Origin of the sequence: Klebsiella sp. 141240 (assembly GCF_050600805.1) — a bacterium.
Taxonomy (GTDB): Bacteria; Pseudomonadota; Gammaproteobacteria; order Enterobacterales; family Enterobacteriaceae; genus Klebsiella; species Klebsiella aerogenes.
Map to the genome: position 1 here is coordinate 13644 of NZ_JAQIRK010000026.1, position 14867 is coordinate 28510.

Consider the following 14867-nt stretch of genomic DNA (forward strand, 5'->3'; position numbering starts at 1 on the left):
TTTAATCTCCGGTAACTATCGTGACGTTAGGGCCAACGATAGATTTAACGTTGTAAGTACGGGTGTTTTTGCGGGAAAGGGACACGGTCACGTCGTACCGGCGCACCCACTGGTTATTGATTAATTCGGGGAGGTTTCGTATATCTCCGGCATCCACCAGCGACAAACCTGAGATTCGTCGAAACGTATCTGAGTTTTGCTCAATGAATATTCCGTCACGGAAGCGCGTAGCCATCGTAGAACCACCAGGGCCGTAGAAACAAAGCAGAACCTGAACACCTTCCCATGTCCATTGCTCGCTCTGATCTTCGCTAACCTGGATATTTGCTGGCATGCCATCCCGCGAGACCGTGGAGAAGTTAAAACCGCACCACGTTTCGCCGTTCGGCGGTATCTTTTGCTGGGGATCCGTAAAGCGCGGGAAAACCATTTTTGCAGGCATCCCCGTAATACCTCTCACCCAGCGACTTAGCTGTCGTTCCAGCTCTTCGTCGTAATCCGGCTCACTGCCAACGGGTGTAAGGTATCCGGGCTCTGTGCTGTCATTACTCAACGGGAATACCTCCGTTAAATTCCAGCAATTCGCAATGCGCCTGAACGAACCCGGCACCGTATCTGGTATATGGATCGACAAACGTCACACGGTAATTACGACCGCTGTACGTCACGATATCGGCGTCTAGTTCAGGTGTTGAATCACTGGCTGGCATCCCCTGCGTGAGCCGGAATTGCGTCACGATGAGAATTGCTCCGTTGATATTCTGTCCCGCCGCCATTCGTTTGGCTTCCAGAGAACGATCAACCGTCACCACACCAGAGAACGGGATAACCTGAGCGGTGTTGGTCGGGTAATTATCTTCATCGACCGTTTGTACCTGCCGATGACAAACCAGTGAGGTATCCATAAAGTCCGGATCCAGCAGCACATCGGTAACATCGAGAAGCGGCATTATTTTTTCCTCACGACATACGTAATCGAACGCAGCAGGAACCCACGAGCATAAAGCGGCTTATCACCAGGGATCGGCGGCTTTGCTGCCCTGCGGTTAGCAATCGTCTTATCAGAAAGAGGAGTAAGGCGATCGCCAGAACCGATCACCGCTTTAGAAGCATCACGGGCAATCTGTCCGGCGCTTTCGAGCTCCCGCATGGCTGCATCCGTTTTGCCTTCCATGGTTGCCTCTGCTGCGGCCTTCAGGTGTGCCGTTGTTCTGGGTAAGGAGTCTTCAATCCCCATATCCAGAAAAGGTCTGGGCGGTAGCGTCACTACCGCACCGTCAATTTCAATGGTTGCCCCTGTCGATTGCAGATAACCCAGCTCTGCGTTCGTCAGCGGGGCATCTTCGCGCTTTGGGCCATCCGGGATACCCACCAGCACATCCATACCTGAAAGCTGGCGTAGAGACTCCAGAACAGACTCAGCGTTATCTGTGGTAATCGTTAATCCGGATTTCATTACGGCGTACCTAACTGAATAGCCCCGGCACCGAAGATCATGAGGTATTCCCAAAACTCTGAGCCATAGCGCGTGTTATTCCAGAAACCTGCATCCGGGTTAAGCGTCATGCTGGCGTCATAGCCCACAGAGACCTTGTCCACTGATTTAGATGTCTGAACGCCACTATTCGCCCCACCTGAAGCGCCAACAGCAACGCTCCGCATATCAGCCGCGTATAACGCCATGTAATGGGCGACAAACAGCTCTACTACGTAGGGGAAAATATCTTCACCAAACCGCGCCTCACTCATGAGGACATCCGCCAGACTCAATCTGGCCTGAATCATCGGTGTCGGGTATTTATTTTCATCAGAGAATTGTGGAAAGTCGGTCCGGAATTTCTCAGGCGTCGGCAGGCTTTTGTTTTTTGCCATTGGCTTTAGCCTCTGTGAGTTGCTCTTCAAGCTCGGCGATTCGGGTATTCTTTTCCGCCACCTGTGCTTCAAGCTCGGCGATACGCGGATCGTCTACCTGTGCAGGCGCTTCACCATCGGGTGAGCAATGCGCTTTCACAAACCAATGCTCTGCAACAGCATCATCGACATCATGAAAACCTGCAGCGAATGGCGTGATTTTGTCGCCGTCGTTGAAATTAAACGCGGTCAATACATAGATTTTCTTCATCGGGATTCCTTAGAAAAAAGCCCCTGTTAAGGGGCTATGCCTGGATTAAATGCCATCCATGTAGTTCAGGGTTTCCGGGTAAACCGGCTCAACCGCACCCAGCTTGCCGTAGTAGGTTACGAGCTGATAAATGCCGCGATACTGGATCGGTACGCTCTGCAGAGGAACCATTGGGAAGCGCACAAACTTTTTATCGTTCGTGTATGCAACCATGCGGTCTTTATTTGCCACACCGCGACCGATAGCCCACTTAACAGGACGAATGCTCAGCGGCTTACCGTTCTGGTGAAATGCAATCGTGTTGGTTTCAAGGTAGGTCAGCAGAGACTGGTTGCCAGCGCTGGAAACGATGGTGCTCGCCAGGAAGGAATACTGTTCTGGTGGTACCAGCAAATCTTCAGGTACTTTCGAATATGCAGAACGAACCCACGCATTGCTCAATACCTGGTTGATACTGGCGCGGATCTCATCCGGGGTAGATCCCGACCACGCTTTAGCGGCGTTCGTCGGTGTTACCTGCGACAGGTTCAGCAGACCTTTAGCACCTTTTGCGGCGTCACCGATATAAACCTGCTCATCGGTATCCATGTTCCACTTCAGTTGCATACCGTCGTATTTCTGGGTATCGATAGGACGTCCAACCTGCGCCGCCGCCGCAAGTTCAACTACAGTCCAACCGAGCTCCATCCCCCACAGTTCCAGAGGAAAGCCGGTTTTAGTGATATCCACGTTCACACCAGCGATCGCAGTAGCAAGTTGGTTGATCCAGTTCTTACCGTTTGCGTTCGGTGTTCCTGCAGCTGCGAACGTAGTATTCGTGAAAGAGCTCATTTCATCAGCGATAGAAACATCTTCACGCAATTCGATATCACGGCTCCACGTCTGGGACGTCAGCGGGAGGTTCAGCGTCTGGTCTAATCGCTCCAGCTCGTGAACAAGAAAAGCACCAGTGCTGTCGATTGTTGCCTGGTCAAAGGTCATTGGCATTTTTCATGCTCCCTTAAATGTTATATGCCAGTTCAATATTGCCATCGGCATCGCCGGGACCATTGAAATAGGCGTTGGTGATCTGAACGGTGTTTGCATCATCGGCAGCGGCGAGGAAGGCACCAAGCGGGCTTGAAGCTGTCGGGGTGCCAACTCGCATAAATACCGGGGCATTGAGTGCAACAGAAGAAGCATCCCCGCCAATATTGACGGTGACATATCCGCGTTTCAGATTGTCACCAGCGAAGTTATAGCCGGTACCAACCTGGCGGATCTTATCGGGCTGAGAAGCCGTCGGATAAGGACGAACAAAAATACCTGCCATCACCGCAACGGGATCGCCTGCTTCAATAGGAACGAACTTCCCTCCAACAATCTTTCCGCCCAGCCCATATGCCGGAAACGGTTTTGACGCATCAAGAATATGCGGTTCAACGGTTAAATCCTGCGGGCGAGAAATACCCCCGGCAATGCCCGCAGGCATCCGGTAAAGAATGGTGTTAGACATGGTTTAGCCTCGTTTAGCCCAGATTTCTTTCGCGGCTTTATTGATATCCGCAATAGATTTTGTGGTGTTGGTAGTCATCGTGCGGAAACTATCTACAGTTTTAGCCGCTGTGTTGCGGTTTTTTGCCAGTTCAGAAACAGCGTTAAATGCCATATCTACAGTGGCTTTTTTCAGTTTGGTGATATCAGCATCACCGACGATAGAGCGCACCATCGCCTGATCGGCAGTTGACAGCACTGAGCGCTTGAAGGCGGTAGGTTTTGCCTTCGACGGTAACTGGATACCCGGTTGAATCAGATCAGCACGATAAGCGGCGTCACCAGTAATAGCGCCTTCCTCTTCTTTTTTCTCCTCCTCGTCCTCCTCATCGCCAGTAGCGGAGGCTGCAGGAGTTAGCTTGGCTACGGCTGCGATCAGCGCTTTACCCCATTCCGGGATGTCTTCCTCGGCGTCACCTGTTCCCGGCAGTGTTGGCGCTGGCATTGGGTTTTGTGGTGATAAGTTAATAACCACACCACCAGGAGTGACAGACGTTGAAACATCATCATCCCCAGTCACGCTATCTGGCGGGTTATCAATCAAGCTCGCCATTTCGGCGGCATCGTTGGTTTTGCGGGCCTTAAGAAGCCGGGTAAACCAGTGTTTAGTAGTGCTAGGCATAGCATCCCCTATTTTGCAACGGAAACCAGCCCGCCCATTAGGGACGAGGGCCAGATGGTTACCGGTTATCGCAGATTGATTTGCGAGGCCGGGTGAAATTTGTTCGTAATCTGCGTCATAACCGCAGCTCACCTCATCATCGCCATCATCAATCGCCTGAAGTGCTTCAGGACTTTTAACAATGACATCAGCAAGTAGCAGGTCTGATTTATCCCCCTCACCGCGCCTGACGTTCTGGATGTGTCCGTGTGCCAGTTGCCGCCAGTTTTCAGGGGAAACAAAAATGATGTCGCCATTAAAATCGCGTGGATGGCCTATCGTTACCGCCATCCCTTCAAACGAGGCCATCGCGCGTTCGCTGAAAACTTCTTCTGGCGTTCGGCGGACAATGATTTTTCCCCACACGTCCGGGGTTAGTTCTGGCCTCTCGGTTTTGTCGTACTCCTGCTCGCCAGTGCGCCCAATAGGCACATCCTTGAACAGCACAGAACCATCAGCGAGCTGGAAACGGGTGTTCCCCAGTCGGGTTTTAAAGAAATATTTCATGGGTTACCTGCTGAATGGCGGGCATAGAAAAGGCCGCTCAGCAGCGGCCCGGTCGAATGGGATAATTGTTCAAAATTGGCGGCTATTTAACATAATGGTTCTTACCCGCACCGCCAAAAATGGACTGGATTAAAATGTCCTGTTAGAGCCTCATAACCAGCAGTTTTCCAGCCGAAAATTCAGCTTTTTTGAATACAAAATTTTCGTAACATTTAATCACTATTTGGTTTCAGGCTGAACAGTTAGGATAAACGCCGTTTTCCGCTATTTTCTCAATGGCGGGATTTTGGGACCTTTTGCCGGGGAGAAAGTTTTTGGCGTTTCCTGGCGAATAGAATTAAAGCACTTCCAGCATCCTATCGGCGGTCGTAAAAATACCCCGTGTATCTTACATTTTTCCATATCATTTTCTCGGCTCAGGGATCTGCACTTCTGACCAGCATTCGCAGTTCGGAAGGCATCCGGCGTGTCCGGTCATTCCGTCTAGAGTTGGAGGATTATCCCAGCGAACAAATTTATCTTTCATTTTTCGGTGTGATGGTCGGGTGCCAGCCCCTTTAATCCTCCACCAGTACCCCTCAGAACCGACAGCCAGAGCTCTCGCTTGCGTCAATGCTCCGGTAGCTCTGCCAATTTCAGTACGAGCAATCATCTTTGCCCTGCTGGCTGCAACGCCTCCAGTCTGCATGATCATCTCATAGAACTGCTCTGGTCGTTCGCCTCTCACCATGGCTTTAATTGCCCGTGACTGGATGTCTCTCACCCGGTCAGCGGACTCAAGGGGGAGCGATTTCATCAGCTGAACTTGCCGATACACAATATCCTGCGCTACCTGGCCTACTGGTGTATTGCCTACTACATCACGCAAGCCAGCGCCAATTTCCTCTGATACCGATCGCCACTGTTGCCACTCTTCACGCTCAACCTGCAGGAACATTTTCCTGGCGACCATTTCCGCCCAGTTATCCAGTAATACTGAATAATCAAATAGCGTGCTGGCTGTTCTATCAGCGCTTGCCTGTGAGCCATCGTAAGATCCCGCTACGATTTCCCCTATCTGGTTTGCTATCGCCAGTAGGCTCTTTCGGTATTGGATCTCCGAACGTCGGCGGAGGGCTGGTTTCAGATTCATCCTCCTCCCACTGGGACTTCGCATTGTCTATGTCCTCATCTGAAATTGACGCGCCTACGCCAGTCACATCCGACATTTCTCGAAGGTCGGTCAAGGCAGCGGCGGGAGACATCCCCAGGTCACGCACAGCAGTAGCCAGCGCGGAGGTTGTGTTCGTCGCCACCGTGGAGCGATCAAGGTCGCTCATCTGCCACAGGGGATTAAACTCAAACGTGAAATCTTCCGGCAACGGTTCGCCAAACTCTGAGCGATGCAGTACATCGAATAACAGGCGGATGTGAGGCCGTAAATCTCGCTCCTGCAGAGTTCCCACGTCATCGTAGTAATTCGCCAAGTCAGCATCACCGGTTGAAAAACCCTTCGGCGATTGGCGGAACAAGCGGACCAACGGGATCCCCACAGCACCGGCGATATCCTCTTTAAATTCACTAAGCAGATCTGACAGACCAGCAAAAGAATAGGAGTGGGTTTCAAAGGTGTCATCGGCATCAAAAAGCGACATCCCCTCATTTGTCTGGTACTGGCGAACCAATTCCATTTGCTTAACCAGCGCTTCAAATGGTTTACCGCCCATGGCGATAATCTCACGCAGCTTCTTAATTTTCGCCGTACGTAGATGCGCCTTGTAGGCCAACTGAGCAGCGCCAACGCTGGTACTGTCGTATGAGGTCAGGCGGTCGAAAATACGTTCAACAACAGACATGCCCCACTCGTTCTCAGTGATTTTCTGCTGGTAAGGCAGTTTCACGCCATCCATGCGAATCAGGCGACTATGGTGAACAGTCCACGCAGGAAGCCCCTGTGCTGTCGTCACGATGTCATAGAATTCAGGCTTACCGAGGTTAGGCCCAAGCGCTTTAATGCGCCTGGTAAGCTGCGGGTTAATCATCCAGCGGTCAAGAACAGCAAGGCCCTTAAAACTGCCTTTACCAACCTTATCCAGCATCAGTGGCGTCAGCGGTGCTTGCCCTTCAATCAGAATTAGCGCTACAGCCCCGCCATATAGTCGTGACCATTTCAGTGTTTCGTTGATGCAATCCCACAACTGAAGTTCATCAAAACGTGATTCCAGAATGCCACGACGTTTCGGGTCAATCTCACTGGTGATGCGAACGCCCTTTTTGGTCATATCGTCCGCTTTTGAATCGACAGCGGCACCAATGATCCAGGAGGAACGGTAAGCCCACTCAATGAGAAGGCGGTTACGGCTGGTATAGTTCGCCCGGTATGTCGATGCAGCGTGCTGGTTTGGCTGCTGCATGCCAACACGTGCAATAAAGTTATCGTACGAATCCGCCGTGGCGACTCGTCCCGTTTTCTTCGCCATGGTTATGCTCCGAGTTTCGCCCAGATATCCATCGCCGTATTCATAGGCGCATAGTTGATCATCACTGAGTCGGCGAGGTTAGGTGATTTCGTTCCATCCGGCTGTTTATCTACAAGGATTTTGCCGACGGCATTCTTTGACCAGGTAGGCTGTGAAAGCTCCATGAGGAGACGGTCCTTGTTTTCTATCTTGCTACTGATGGAAATGATCTCATCAGGGTCATACTCCATACCCTGCAGTGCGCGGTAGGTATTGCGGAATAACTTACGAAGATGCCACCAGCTCTGGGCCTTTGCGTTAGCAAAGAAGTCCTTATTCAGACGGGCAGGCTTTCCGTTGTCGCCGGGAACGGCTTCATCTTCCGGATCGAAAACACTACCGCTACCACGGAAAGGCGTTGCGGTGATTTGTGGCAGGCGTTCACCAGAACGAAGTTCGTTAATGACACGAGCATCGCCGCGAGCACCTGCCCCCAGACCATCCTCATCAAACCGGAATTCATCAAGCCCAAAATCATCACAATAGCCAAAGACCTTCACCACTGAAGCGTAAATGTCGCTACCTTCGCCTGACCATTCTTTGACGTCCTGCAGGAGGAAACCGTAACGAGCTGAGAATCCGTTTTTATCCTTGCCCTCGTCCGCAATATCCATCGCGCCGAGGCGTTGACCACTGGGCTCAATACCCAGCTTGATATGAGCATCTACAGCAGCCTGAACCCATTCAGAAGGAATCAGGATACCTTCGGCTGATGCCTGATAGTTGAGGTCTAGCTCTTGAGCAACGATGACCGGGTTATCAATTTTCTCGCACTCTTTCCGGTACCACTCGTCATCCTTACGCGGATCGCTGCGCCAGTGGAATGTGAATACCGGGATTTTGCCGCTATGCCGTTTCTGAGCAAACGGGTTATTCATACCGTTAACAGATGAGAGATCGATACGGCAGCGCGTCGTTTGAGATAATGCGGCATCTATCAGCAGTGGGCGCTGCAGGAACGCCGCTTCATCCACGAAATAGAGAGTGGTTCGGTCACCACGTCCGATGTTATCGCCAGCCTCACCTTTGATAACGGCTCCTGTCGTCGGGAACTCCACGCGCATATAGGGCGCATGCTTTTTCTCGCTCCAGTCACCACGGAATTCAACAGGCAACAGCTCAACAAACTTGCGAGCCTTCCAGAACAGCGCTTTAGGGTCACCAGTGCTATCTACGTATTCCTCTTTACGGGAACCGAAACCAATAACCATTTCTTTGTTGAAGAGGCATAGCGAACAGGCCAGCCCGATTGACGTCCAGCTCAGCCCCATCTCGCGGCTCTTTTCCGTCAGGCCATGCTCAAGTTTGCTGCGCCTGTCCATTATCCAGTTAATCCACTCCTCCTGACGGGGGAACAACAGAAATGGGATAGTGGCAGGCAGACCGTAGTCGAGGTTTCGAGGGTCGGTCGTCATCCCCCAGTCGATAATGAACTGGGCCGGATCATCACGATAAAACTGTTTGAGTGCAGGGAGCGCTGCAGGGTTTTGTCTGATGCGCTGCAGGCGCTCCATCCTCCACTCAAAAACCATGTTGTAGTCAGGATTTTTGAAATCAAAGGGGAAAGGCAGCGGCATAGATAATTTCCTAAAAAACGCTCCGATTTAACATAATGACTGTTACCCGCACCCGCCAGATCCCTCCCATGATGAAATGTCCGCCAAAGGCTTATTTCACCCGGATAAGTGGGAAAAAGTGCGTGAATAAAACGTGCATAAACAGGGTCAAAAAGTGCATAGGGAAATTTTCAATTAAAACGCCCATTTCCATGACTTTTAGCCCATGAGCTTTTTGTAGAGCTCTGCTGCTTCCTGCGGGGTGAGGTTTGTCGTCTCGGTTTTGATAGCACTGCCACCAGGACCAGAGATTTCGATTTTTTTGGGGTTTTCCAGTTCCAATAACAGAGTAGCCGGTACCTTTATGCCTTCAGCCTCAAGTAACTGAGCGGCTTCAAGCGCAGTATATTTCCCAGCCACTTTATGTTTCATCACCTCGCGCAGCACATCACGCTGGCGTTCTTCGTCGCTGTAGACGCTGGTACCAAGGCCGAGCGACTTCGAGAAAACAGCAATATCGTTATGTGTGGGAAGAACATCTTCAATGGTTGTTGTCAGCCCCTTAGGTCCCCGGCTAACAATCTTTCGTTTGCGAACGTCCAGGCTTTTACCTGCAACGTTGTTTATCTTTTCCATCAGAACTTCGCGCGCCTCGGTAAAGGCACGATTAAAGTCGGCATGTTCCTTGCGCCAATTGCGGATAGTCGCCTCGTCAATTTCCAGTCTCTGGGCAACCATACGGTTTGAGATCTTGTTACGGGCCAGAGCCATATCAATAACGATACCGACGTAGGCCTTCTTAAAGCTATTTTTGCGGGCCATACGCTTACCTGAAATCGATTGCTGTTTATATTTTGTTCAAAATTATTTTTCCGCATTTTACGTGCGGAATAATTCTGAGAAAAAATCTGCTCCGGGACCGCAAGCCTGCTGGGTTTAAGTGCGGAATTAAAAACGTCAAAAAATGCGGAGTTATCCATTTTTCGTGAAAACTGCGATTTAACGCTCTCAGGCCGCACAGAATGGGGAGATAGTGGATCACCCTACTATTTCCATTATGTGAATAACTCAGTCCAGATCCATATCTACCGGCGCACAGAACAGGTGCCCGTAAACATCGATAGTGGTCTTGATATTCACATGCCCGATAAGACGGGATACATGCGTGATATCAACGCCCCTGGCAGCCAGTCGCGATACCGCAAAATGCCGCAGATGATGGAACCGTTTAATGCCATGTGCTGACAGCGTTTTCTGGAGTATTCCCTGTGTACCGTAGTTAATGGACAGTGGCGATCCCGTAAAGCTATTGGATACCAGCGGCTGAGACGTTCCAAATAACTCTCTATCCAGAAGAGAGAGAAGCTCTTTTGGCATTCTCACCTGTCGTTCTACGCCACGTTTTAACCCTTCGCGAATTACCCCATTTACGATATGCCGCCGGATCTGAATTATCTCCGGAGAAACATCCTCGTAGGTTACCGCGAGAGCCTCACCGAGACGCAGACCACAAATCCCGAGCCAGCATGCAATGCGTTCCCGGTTCGGTGCCGTATTGAGTAACTCGCGTACCGTTTCCTTTGAGGGGATCGTTATGGGCCTGCGGTGCCGCCGCACAGGACGCTCAACAGGGTTAAACCTGATGAGCCGCTTTTCTTCCAGGAGAAAGAACGCCGAGCGGATCCAGCGATGACAGCCTGGACGAACAAATTCTGTTATATCCAGATGGCTGATATGGAGAACATTTTTATCGAGTATCGGTCCTTCAATCGCGAGAAGATCGTGACGGCACTTTGTATAAGACGAAAGCCGGATAATGTTTTTTTCCAGCTTACTAACCTGATACCCCAGATAAAAAAGGATTAATTTCCGAAGGGTCCAGGAGCGGTCTATACCTTTCCAGTTGGCGGTTCTGCAATCCAGCTCAATACTCTGTTTTTCCCAAAAGAGATGAGCCGCATCATCAATACCTTTAAAAATACGGCGACGCCCATTCCCGGTTCTCTCATCCTTCCAGTGGACATAATATTTTGATTGTCCGTCGGCATCAGAAGAGTGTTTTATCGATGCCATACAGAACGCTCCTCTTTCAAAAAGCATTATCGAGACCACTCTGATAAATGGTCTCTGTAATGCTCTACTTCAAACACTGTGTTCGAATGTAGCCCTGCAAATAGTTCACTTGCCCGGTGATGGTGACAATCCGCTCTCTGAGGGTGAAATAATCCCGTTGAGCGGAGTCTGTAAGTCTGGGGCCGGAAGCATCGCCCACGCTGCCGGAGGTGGTCGCTCCGTTTTTTGGACAGGTGGCGTTGAGACGCAACCCACACTTGCCAGAGCTAACGCAACGCTGCAGATCTTCAAGCTGGCTTTTCGCAACTGCTAACTCCTTCGTGTATTTAGCATCCAATGCGGCAACGTCTCGCTGCCGGGTCCGCATATCGGTGATGGTGGCGTTCGCCAGTTCCAGCGCCTTAACCTTTTCATCACGCTGCCGTTTGAATTCGGTTGCGTTGGTGTAGTAGTGGTTCGCCAACCATCCAAGGCTGACGATAAGGCAGATAATCACTGCGCTTATAATGGCTGTGATACGACTCATTTTTGGCCCCACAAACACACTTCACGCTCAATCTCGCGCCGAGTTACCAATCCCTTCCAGACCTTTTTCCCCGCATAAATCCAGACTCGTAGCTGCTCACAGGCACCTTTCGAATCGCCCTGGTTGATTTTGCGCAGCAGCGTTGAAGTCTGGAAGCTGCCAGCACCAACATTATAAGCGAACGAGTAAAGCGCCCCACGCATCGTTTCAGGGATTGGCTTTTTGATGTACGGGTTAATCTGACGGGCGACGGCGTTGAGGTCTTTATCCAGAAGAGCATCACACTCTGATTTCGTGTAAGTCTTACCCAGCATGATGTCTTTGCCTGTGTGTCCATAGCAGACAGTCCAGACGCCGACCACGTCCTGATAAGGCTGATACCGCACGCCCTCAAGACCATCGTTACCCGTAGGGCCAGTGATAAGCGCAGAGGCTATGGCAATCGCTCCACCACCGACCGCAGACAATACATATTTTCGCAAGGATTGATTCATCACTCTCCCGCCTTTTGTAATGCCTCAACAACTACGCTTGCCGCCGCTGGGCGTTCATGGTGAGGTTTGTCACTGACGCCCTTCAGGTAGTCATTGACCATCTGAGTACGCTTTTCATCCTCCCGGCGCTTTCGTCGTGCATCTACTCGCCCGTTAATGTATGACGCAAGGGATATAAGTAAGCCGACAGCACCAAAGAACATGTAAACAACGTCCTGGGTGGTAAAGCCCAGCGCTGCGGCAAAGGTCCCTACCCACGCAAAGAATTGCGTGAAGATGTTCCCGGAATCGTTCATTTTCATAGTCTCTCACCTCGCGTAGTTTGCGGGTGCTGTGTGTACTTGAAAGGGTCAGGCCCATCGGGCTGATTTAACAACGAGCCGTATCGATGATGATTCCCGTGAGCCTGAAATGAAAAAGGCCGCCAATCGGCGACCTTCAGAAAGTGATTTTCAGATACAAAAAACCCCGCTTGCGCAGGGTTTCAGGTTTCATTTTTAGTTGCTTATCGGCGCTGCCATCGTGGCGCAGCTCTGCCAAGCATGAGCGAATTATCTGAGATTCTGAGTAGTTATCAACGACCGGGGGAATAAATAGCACGAATTGCTAAAAACAGTTCCCGATAAACTTACTCAGATTTCAGGCTCTGGCGTACTGCAATGAACGTTTTCGCCTGGAATATCTGAAGGCACCATTTAACACGCTCCCTCGCCATTGGCGGAGTTAGCCAGGGCGCTGCATGCTGCAGTTCACGCGCCAAATCAGATATTTTTTTACGGGTGGTGTAATAATTCATACCTATGACGTAGACCGGATCCTCTAATTCAAATGTCCTGAGTACGGCTTGCTCTATGCAGTCGGCATCATCATGTCGTTCGGCTTCCTCTATCATGTCGCTTAACGTGGTAGGCCATAGTATTGCTCGCGCCCTTCCCATTGCCTGAGGGCCGATAAAGCCCTCTTCTCTCGCCTGCTTCAGCGCCTCGGTTATGCGCGTTAGCTGACTTTCATCCCATCCATCTTCCTTCAGTTTCCCCCAGAATTGATTGCAGTTCTGAAGGCGATACTCTGCGCGTGTTTTACCGCCGACACACTCTCCCCAGACAGTTAAAAGTGATTTAATCCATCCAGACTGAACGGAAGTAAGTAGCAGGGATCTTCCCAGCCAACGCTTATGCGGTGCTGATGCCGCTTTTTGAATGGCAGAAATATGATTACGTTGTTGGCGCGGAGTCATCCCTTCACCTCATTGTTTAAAATACGTCCCGGAATAATTTCGAATGAGTTGTTGCACTGATTGCCCCAACGATCCCAGCCAGGCCAGGATTCACGAGCAAACAATTCGACGCGCCGAACGTCGCCGTAAAGCAACTCCAGCCGGTGACGGACTTCCCACGGTTTTTCGCTGTGCTCGCCAAGGCACGTGTATACAACCTGCTTAATGGAAGCATTGACGCGCTCAAGACCAATACCGCGCGTAGCAATCAGTAGATCCTCTGTATTGGCGCGGGTGTAATTTCCTCCGTTCATTCGGGTTTCGTTGTTGAGCATGGCAAGCAGATCGCTGAAGTCCACCAGCTCACCAGATTCAAGCGCCATATTAAATCGGCGTTCAGCGTACTGATTCAATTTCACCCAGGTGAAACCTTTCATGGTACGCACGCGGAATCCCCAGGCTTGAGCAAGTTCTATTGCCTCCTCGGTGTGCGTTCCCGTGTACCACATAGCAAGCACGGCATCTTTTGCGGCGACTTCCCAGACCGGAATACGCTTAATGTCTTCTAATTTCATTGTTGGATAGTGATCGCTGGCTGAGCCGTTACTCACCTTGTTTTTATAGTCCCACGGCGGATCGGCATAAATAAGTTGATAACTCATGCCCCCTCCCCAAGTTCACCAAGAACCTGTTTAAGCAGTTCACCCTCTGTCCCGAAATTTTGTTCCCATGATTTGCGCCCGGCATGAACAGCCACGCCATAGCCGCCAGTGCGGTGATGTGCATGGCATAAAGGGATAACGTGGAAATTATCTGCACGAACAGATAACCCAGTACCGGAACTGCAATGATGAATTTCAGCAGGCGATTCGCCATAACCTAAATTACGGCAAACAACACAGCCCAATGCAGCCACACGGCTAAGGTGTAGCTTTTCTGATTTGGTTTTGGATTTGCTCATGCCATACCACCAGCACAAGCAGAGACACCGCGCTTTGACGTGCGGTGTGAATTGGCATTACTACTTTTTTGCGTCATCACTTTTCTCCAGTGATGGCGCGATAGGTTCGGTGTTCAGCCGAGGTGATTATTATAAATCAGCTTCTATCTTTCAGAAAGTAGCTTTTGCATTCCTCGTGAGAGGCTTCGGTGTTCTTTATTTCTCCTGACTCCATTGGAGTGAGAACATAAACGCCACCTGGAAGACTATCCAGCACGTAACTACCAGGTATGCGGATCGCCTCTAATAATTCTTCTTCGTTCATGAGATGCCACCCTATGAATATATTTTTTCATCAGTGGTAACTCTTCCCGAACTCCAATTAACACTCGTCACATTACCCCCAGAGCGACATTCAGACGCACAAATCCGGCAGTGGCATCAGAGGGAATGCACGCTACCAATAACCAATTCTCAGTAAAACCAATCGTCAGCGCTTTCCCACGTCTCTTGCAGGATTTGCTCTACACGTTTTTTATCGCCGTCAGCACCGCCCAGAACGCTCAGCCCATCGTTACTTGTACGTCTGATTGTGAGCTTACAGTCATCATACGACTGGGATAATCGACGCAGCAGCTCTTTCTCAAGGGCTGGCACCGCACCATCAGGGAGTTTTTTGTCCTTAGCAATTGTGAGTTCTATTTTCATAATGAATACCTCATGCAAATACTGTATAAATAA

General features: G+C 50.5%; 21 protein-coding genes. All 21 read right to left on the reverse strand.

Translation table 11 applies throughout. From position 1 onward, the window contains the following. Position 1: 1 nt before the first annotated feature. The 21 genes from PGQ95_RS24535 to PGQ95_RS24635 all read right to left on the reverse strand — a co-directional run bounded on the left by PGQ95_RS24535 (position 2) and on the right by PGQ95_RS24635 (position 14834). Entirely contained in the window at positions 2–553 is a 552-nt protein-coding gene (locus tag PGQ95_RS24535) for a phage neck terminator protein (protein WP_430919668.1), read from the reverse strand. Further along, positions 546–950, reverse strand: coding sequence for a head-tail adaptor (locus PGQ95_RS24540; RefSeq protein ID WP_323788110.1), 405 nt, complete (start codon positions 948–950; stop codon positions 546–548). The genes PGQ95_RS24535 and PGQ95_RS24540 overlap by 8 nt, the downstream gene beginning before the upstream one ends. Further along, the gene (locus PGQ95_RS24545) at positions 950–1456 is read right to left on the reverse strand and encodes a hypothetical protein (RefSeq protein ID WP_032710266.1); all 507 of its coding nucleotides are present in this window, start codon (positions 1454–1456) and stop codon (positions 950–952) included. Before PGQ95_RS24545 ends, PGQ95_RS24540 begins: the two co-directional genes overlap by 1 nt. Next, on the reverse strand, positions 1456–1872 hold the full coding sequence (locus PGQ95_RS24550) for a DUF4054 domain-containing protein (protein WP_430919672.1): 417 nt from the start codon (positions 1870–1872) through the stop codon (positions 1456–1458). The genes PGQ95_RS24545 and PGQ95_RS24550 overlap by 1 nt, the downstream gene beginning before the upstream one ends. Continuing rightward, entirely contained in the window at positions 1841–2122 is a 282-nt protein-coding gene (locus PGQ95_RS24555) for an STY1053 family phage-associated protein (protein WP_430919674.1), read from the reverse strand. The genes PGQ95_RS24550 and PGQ95_RS24555 overlap by 32 nt, the downstream gene beginning before the upstream one ends. 45 nt (positions 2123–2167) lie before the next feature. Further along, positions 2168–3109 (reverse strand): DUF2184 domain-containing protein, encoded by a 942-nt coding sequence (locus PGQ95_RS24560; RefSeq protein WP_163278824.1) that lies wholly within the window; start codon positions 3107–3109, stop codon positions 2168–2170. A gap of 13 nt (positions 3110–3122) precedes the next feature. Then, positions 3123–3617, reverse strand: coding sequence for a structural cement protein Gp24 (locus PGQ95_RS24565; protein WP_142688868.1), 495 nt, complete (start codon positions 3615–3617; stop codon positions 3123–3125). Positions 3618–3620: 3 nt separating this feature from the next. Further along, entirely contained in the window at positions 3621–4823 is a 1203-nt protein-coding gene (locus tag PGQ95_RS24570) for a DUF2213 domain-containing protein (RefSeq protein WP_047066353.1), read from the reverse strand. 403 nt (positions 4824–5226) lie between these two features. Then, positions 5227–5775: a phage minor head protein gene (locus PGQ95_RS24575; protein WP_430919677.1), complete on the reverse strand. Its 549-nt coding sequence runs from the start codon at positions 5773–5775 to the stop codon at positions 5227–5229. Positions 5776–5830: 55 nt separating this feature from the next. Beyond that, entirely contained in the window at positions 5831–7282 is a 1452-nt protein-coding gene (locus PGQ95_RS24580) for a DUF1073 domain-containing protein (protein WP_430919679.1), read from the reverse strand. Between the two features lie 2 nt (positions 7283–7284). After that, the gene (locus tag PGQ95_RS24585; protein ID WP_032710280.1) at positions 7285–8898 is read right to left on the reverse strand and encodes a hypothetical protein; all 1614 of its coding nucleotides are present in this window, start codon (positions 8896–8898) and stop codon (positions 7285–7287) included. Between the two features lie 198 nt (positions 8899–9096). Next, entirely contained in the window at positions 9097–9699 is a 603-nt protein-coding gene (locus PGQ95_RS24590) for a hypothetical protein (RefSeq protein WP_430919682.1), read from the reverse strand. 246 nt (positions 9700–9945) lie between these two features. Next, complete coding sequence (locus PGQ95_RS24595; protein ID WP_430919684.1) at positions 9946–10950, reverse strand: tyrosine-type recombinase/integrase; 1005 nt, start codon at positions 10948–10950, stop codon at positions 9946–9948. Positions 10951–11014: 64 nt separating this feature from the next. Beyond that, positions 11015–11476 (reverse strand): lysis protein, encoded by a 462-nt coding sequence (locus PGQ95_RS24600; protein WP_430919686.1) that lies wholly within the window; start codon positions 11474–11476, stop codon positions 11015–11017. Then, on the reverse strand, positions 11473–11970 hold the full coding sequence (locus tag PGQ95_RS24605; RefSeq protein ID WP_047065329.1) for a lysozyme: 498 nt from the start codon (positions 11968–11970) through the stop codon (positions 11473–11475). The genes PGQ95_RS24600 and PGQ95_RS24605 overlap by 4 nt, the downstream gene beginning before the upstream one ends. Then, positions 11970–12272, reverse strand: coding sequence for a hypothetical protein (locus tag PGQ95_RS24610; protein ID WP_049046135.1), 303 nt, complete (start codon positions 12270–12272; stop codon positions 11970–11972). Before PGQ95_RS24610 ends, PGQ95_RS24605 begins: the two co-directional genes overlap by 1 nt. A 326-nt stretch (positions 12273–12598) precedes the next feature. Next, positions 12599–13207 (reverse strand): hypothetical protein, encoded by a 609-nt coding sequence (locus PGQ95_RS24615; protein ID WP_323788131.1) that lies wholly within the window; start codon positions 13205–13207, stop codon positions 12599–12601. Further along, positions 13204–13848, reverse strand: coding sequence for an MT-A70 family methyltransferase (locus PGQ95_RS24620; protein WP_430919689.1), 645 nt, complete (start codon positions 13846–13848; stop codon positions 13204–13206). Before PGQ95_RS24620 ends, PGQ95_RS24615 begins: the two co-directional genes overlap by 4 nt. Next, on the reverse strand, positions 13845–14147 hold the full coding sequence (locus tag PGQ95_RS24625; RefSeq protein ID WP_047065323.1) for a Ref family recombination enhancement nuclease: 303 nt from the start codon (positions 14145–14147) through the stop codon (positions 13845–13847). Before PGQ95_RS24625 ends, PGQ95_RS24620 begins: the two co-directional genes overlap by 4 nt. 136 nt (positions 14148–14283) lie before the next feature. Further along, positions 14284–14451, reverse strand: a complete 168-nt coding sequence (locus PGQ95_RS24630) for a hypothetical protein (protein WP_162840113.1) — start codon at positions 14449–14451, stop codon at positions 14284–14286. A 149-nt stretch (positions 14452–14600) separates the two neighbouring features. Next, complete coding sequence (locus tag PGQ95_RS24635) at positions 14601–14834, reverse strand: DinI family protein (RefSeq protein WP_032710292.1); 234 nt, start codon at positions 14832–14834, stop codon at positions 14601–14603. Positions 14835–14867 lie beyond the last annotated feature (33 nt).

Bases quoted from the DNA above. Each gene is read 5' to 3' on its own strand.
- PGQ95_RS24540 (WP_323788110.1), bottom strand. From the start codon at position 950: ATGCCGCTTCTCGATGTTACCGATGTGCTGCTGGATCCGGACTTTATG.
- PGQ95_RS24545 (WP_032710266.1), bottom strand. From the start codon at position 1,456: ATGAAATCCGGATTAACGATTACCACAGATAACGCTGAGTCTGTTCTG.
- PGQ95_RS24550 (WP_430919672.1), bottom strand. From the start codon at position 1,872: ATGGCAAAAAACAAAAGCCTGCCGACGCCTGAGAAATTCCGGACCGAC.
- PGQ95_RS24555 (WP_430919674.1), bottom strand. From the start codon at position 2,122: ATGAAGAAAATCTATGTATTGACCGCGTTTAATTTCAACGACGGCGAC.
- PGQ95_RS24560 (WP_163278824.1), bottom strand. From the start codon at position 3,109: ATGCCAATGACCTTTGACCAGGCAACAATCGACAGCACTGGTGCTTTT.
- PGQ95_RS24565 (WP_142688868.1), bottom strand. From the start codon at position 3,617: ATGTCTAACACCATTCTTTACCGGATGCCTGCGGGCATTGCCGGGGGT.
- PGQ95_RS24570 (WP_047066353.1), bottom strand. From the start codon at position 4,823: ATGAAATATTTCTTTAAAACCCGACTGGGGAACACCCGTTTCCAGCTC.
- PGQ95_RS24575 (WP_430919677.1), bottom strand. From the start codon at position 5,775: ATGGTCGCCAGGAAAATGTTCCTGCAGGTTGAGCGTGAAGAGTGGCAA.
- PGQ95_RS24580 (WP_430919679.1), bottom strand. From the start codon at position 7,282: ATGGCGAAGAAAACGGGACGAGTCGCCACGGCGGATTCGTACGATAAC.
- PGQ95_RS24585 (WP_032710280.1), bottom strand. From the start codon at position 8,898: ATGCCGCTGCCTTTCCCCTTTGATTTCAAAAATCCTGACTACAACATG.
- PGQ95_RS24590 (WP_430919682.1), bottom strand. From the start codon at position 9,699: ATGGCCCGCAAAAATAGCTTTAAGAAGGCCTACGTCGGTATCGTTATT.
- PGQ95_RS24595 (WP_430919684.1), bottom strand. From the start codon at position 10,950: ATGGCATCGATAAAACACTCTTCTGATGCCGACGGACAATCAAAATAT.
- PGQ95_RS24600 (WP_430919686.1), bottom strand. From the start codon at position 11,476: ATGAGTCGTATCACAGCCATTATAAGCGCAGTGATTATCTGCCTTATC.
- PGQ95_RS24605 (WP_047065329.1), bottom strand. From the start codon at position 11,970: ATGAATCAATCCTTGCGAAAATATGTATTGTCTGCGGTCGGTGGTGGA.
- PGQ95_RS24610 (WP_049046135.1), bottom strand. From the start codon at position 12,272: ATGAAAATGAACGATTCCGGGAACATCTTCACGCAATTCTTTGCGTGG.
- PGQ95_RS24615 (WP_323788131.1), bottom strand. From the start codon at position 13,207: ATGACTCCGCGCCAACAACGTAATCATATTTCTGCCATTCAAAAAGCG.
- PGQ95_RS24620 (WP_430919689.1), bottom strand. From the start codon at position 13,848: ATGAGTTATCAACTTATTTATGCCGATCCGCCGTGGGACTATAAAAAC.
- PGQ95_RS24625 (WP_047065323.1), bottom strand. From the start codon at position 14,147: ATGAGCAAATCCAAAACCAAATCAGAAAAGCTACACCTTAGCCGTGTG.
- PGQ95_RS24630 (WP_162840113.1), bottom strand. From the start codon at position 14,451: ATGAACGAAGAAGAATTATTAGAGGCGATCCGCATACCTGGTAGTTAC.
- PGQ95_RS24635 (WP_032710292.1), bottom strand. From the start codon at position 14,834: ATGAAAATAGAACTCACAATTGCTAAGGACAAAAAACTCCCTGATGGT.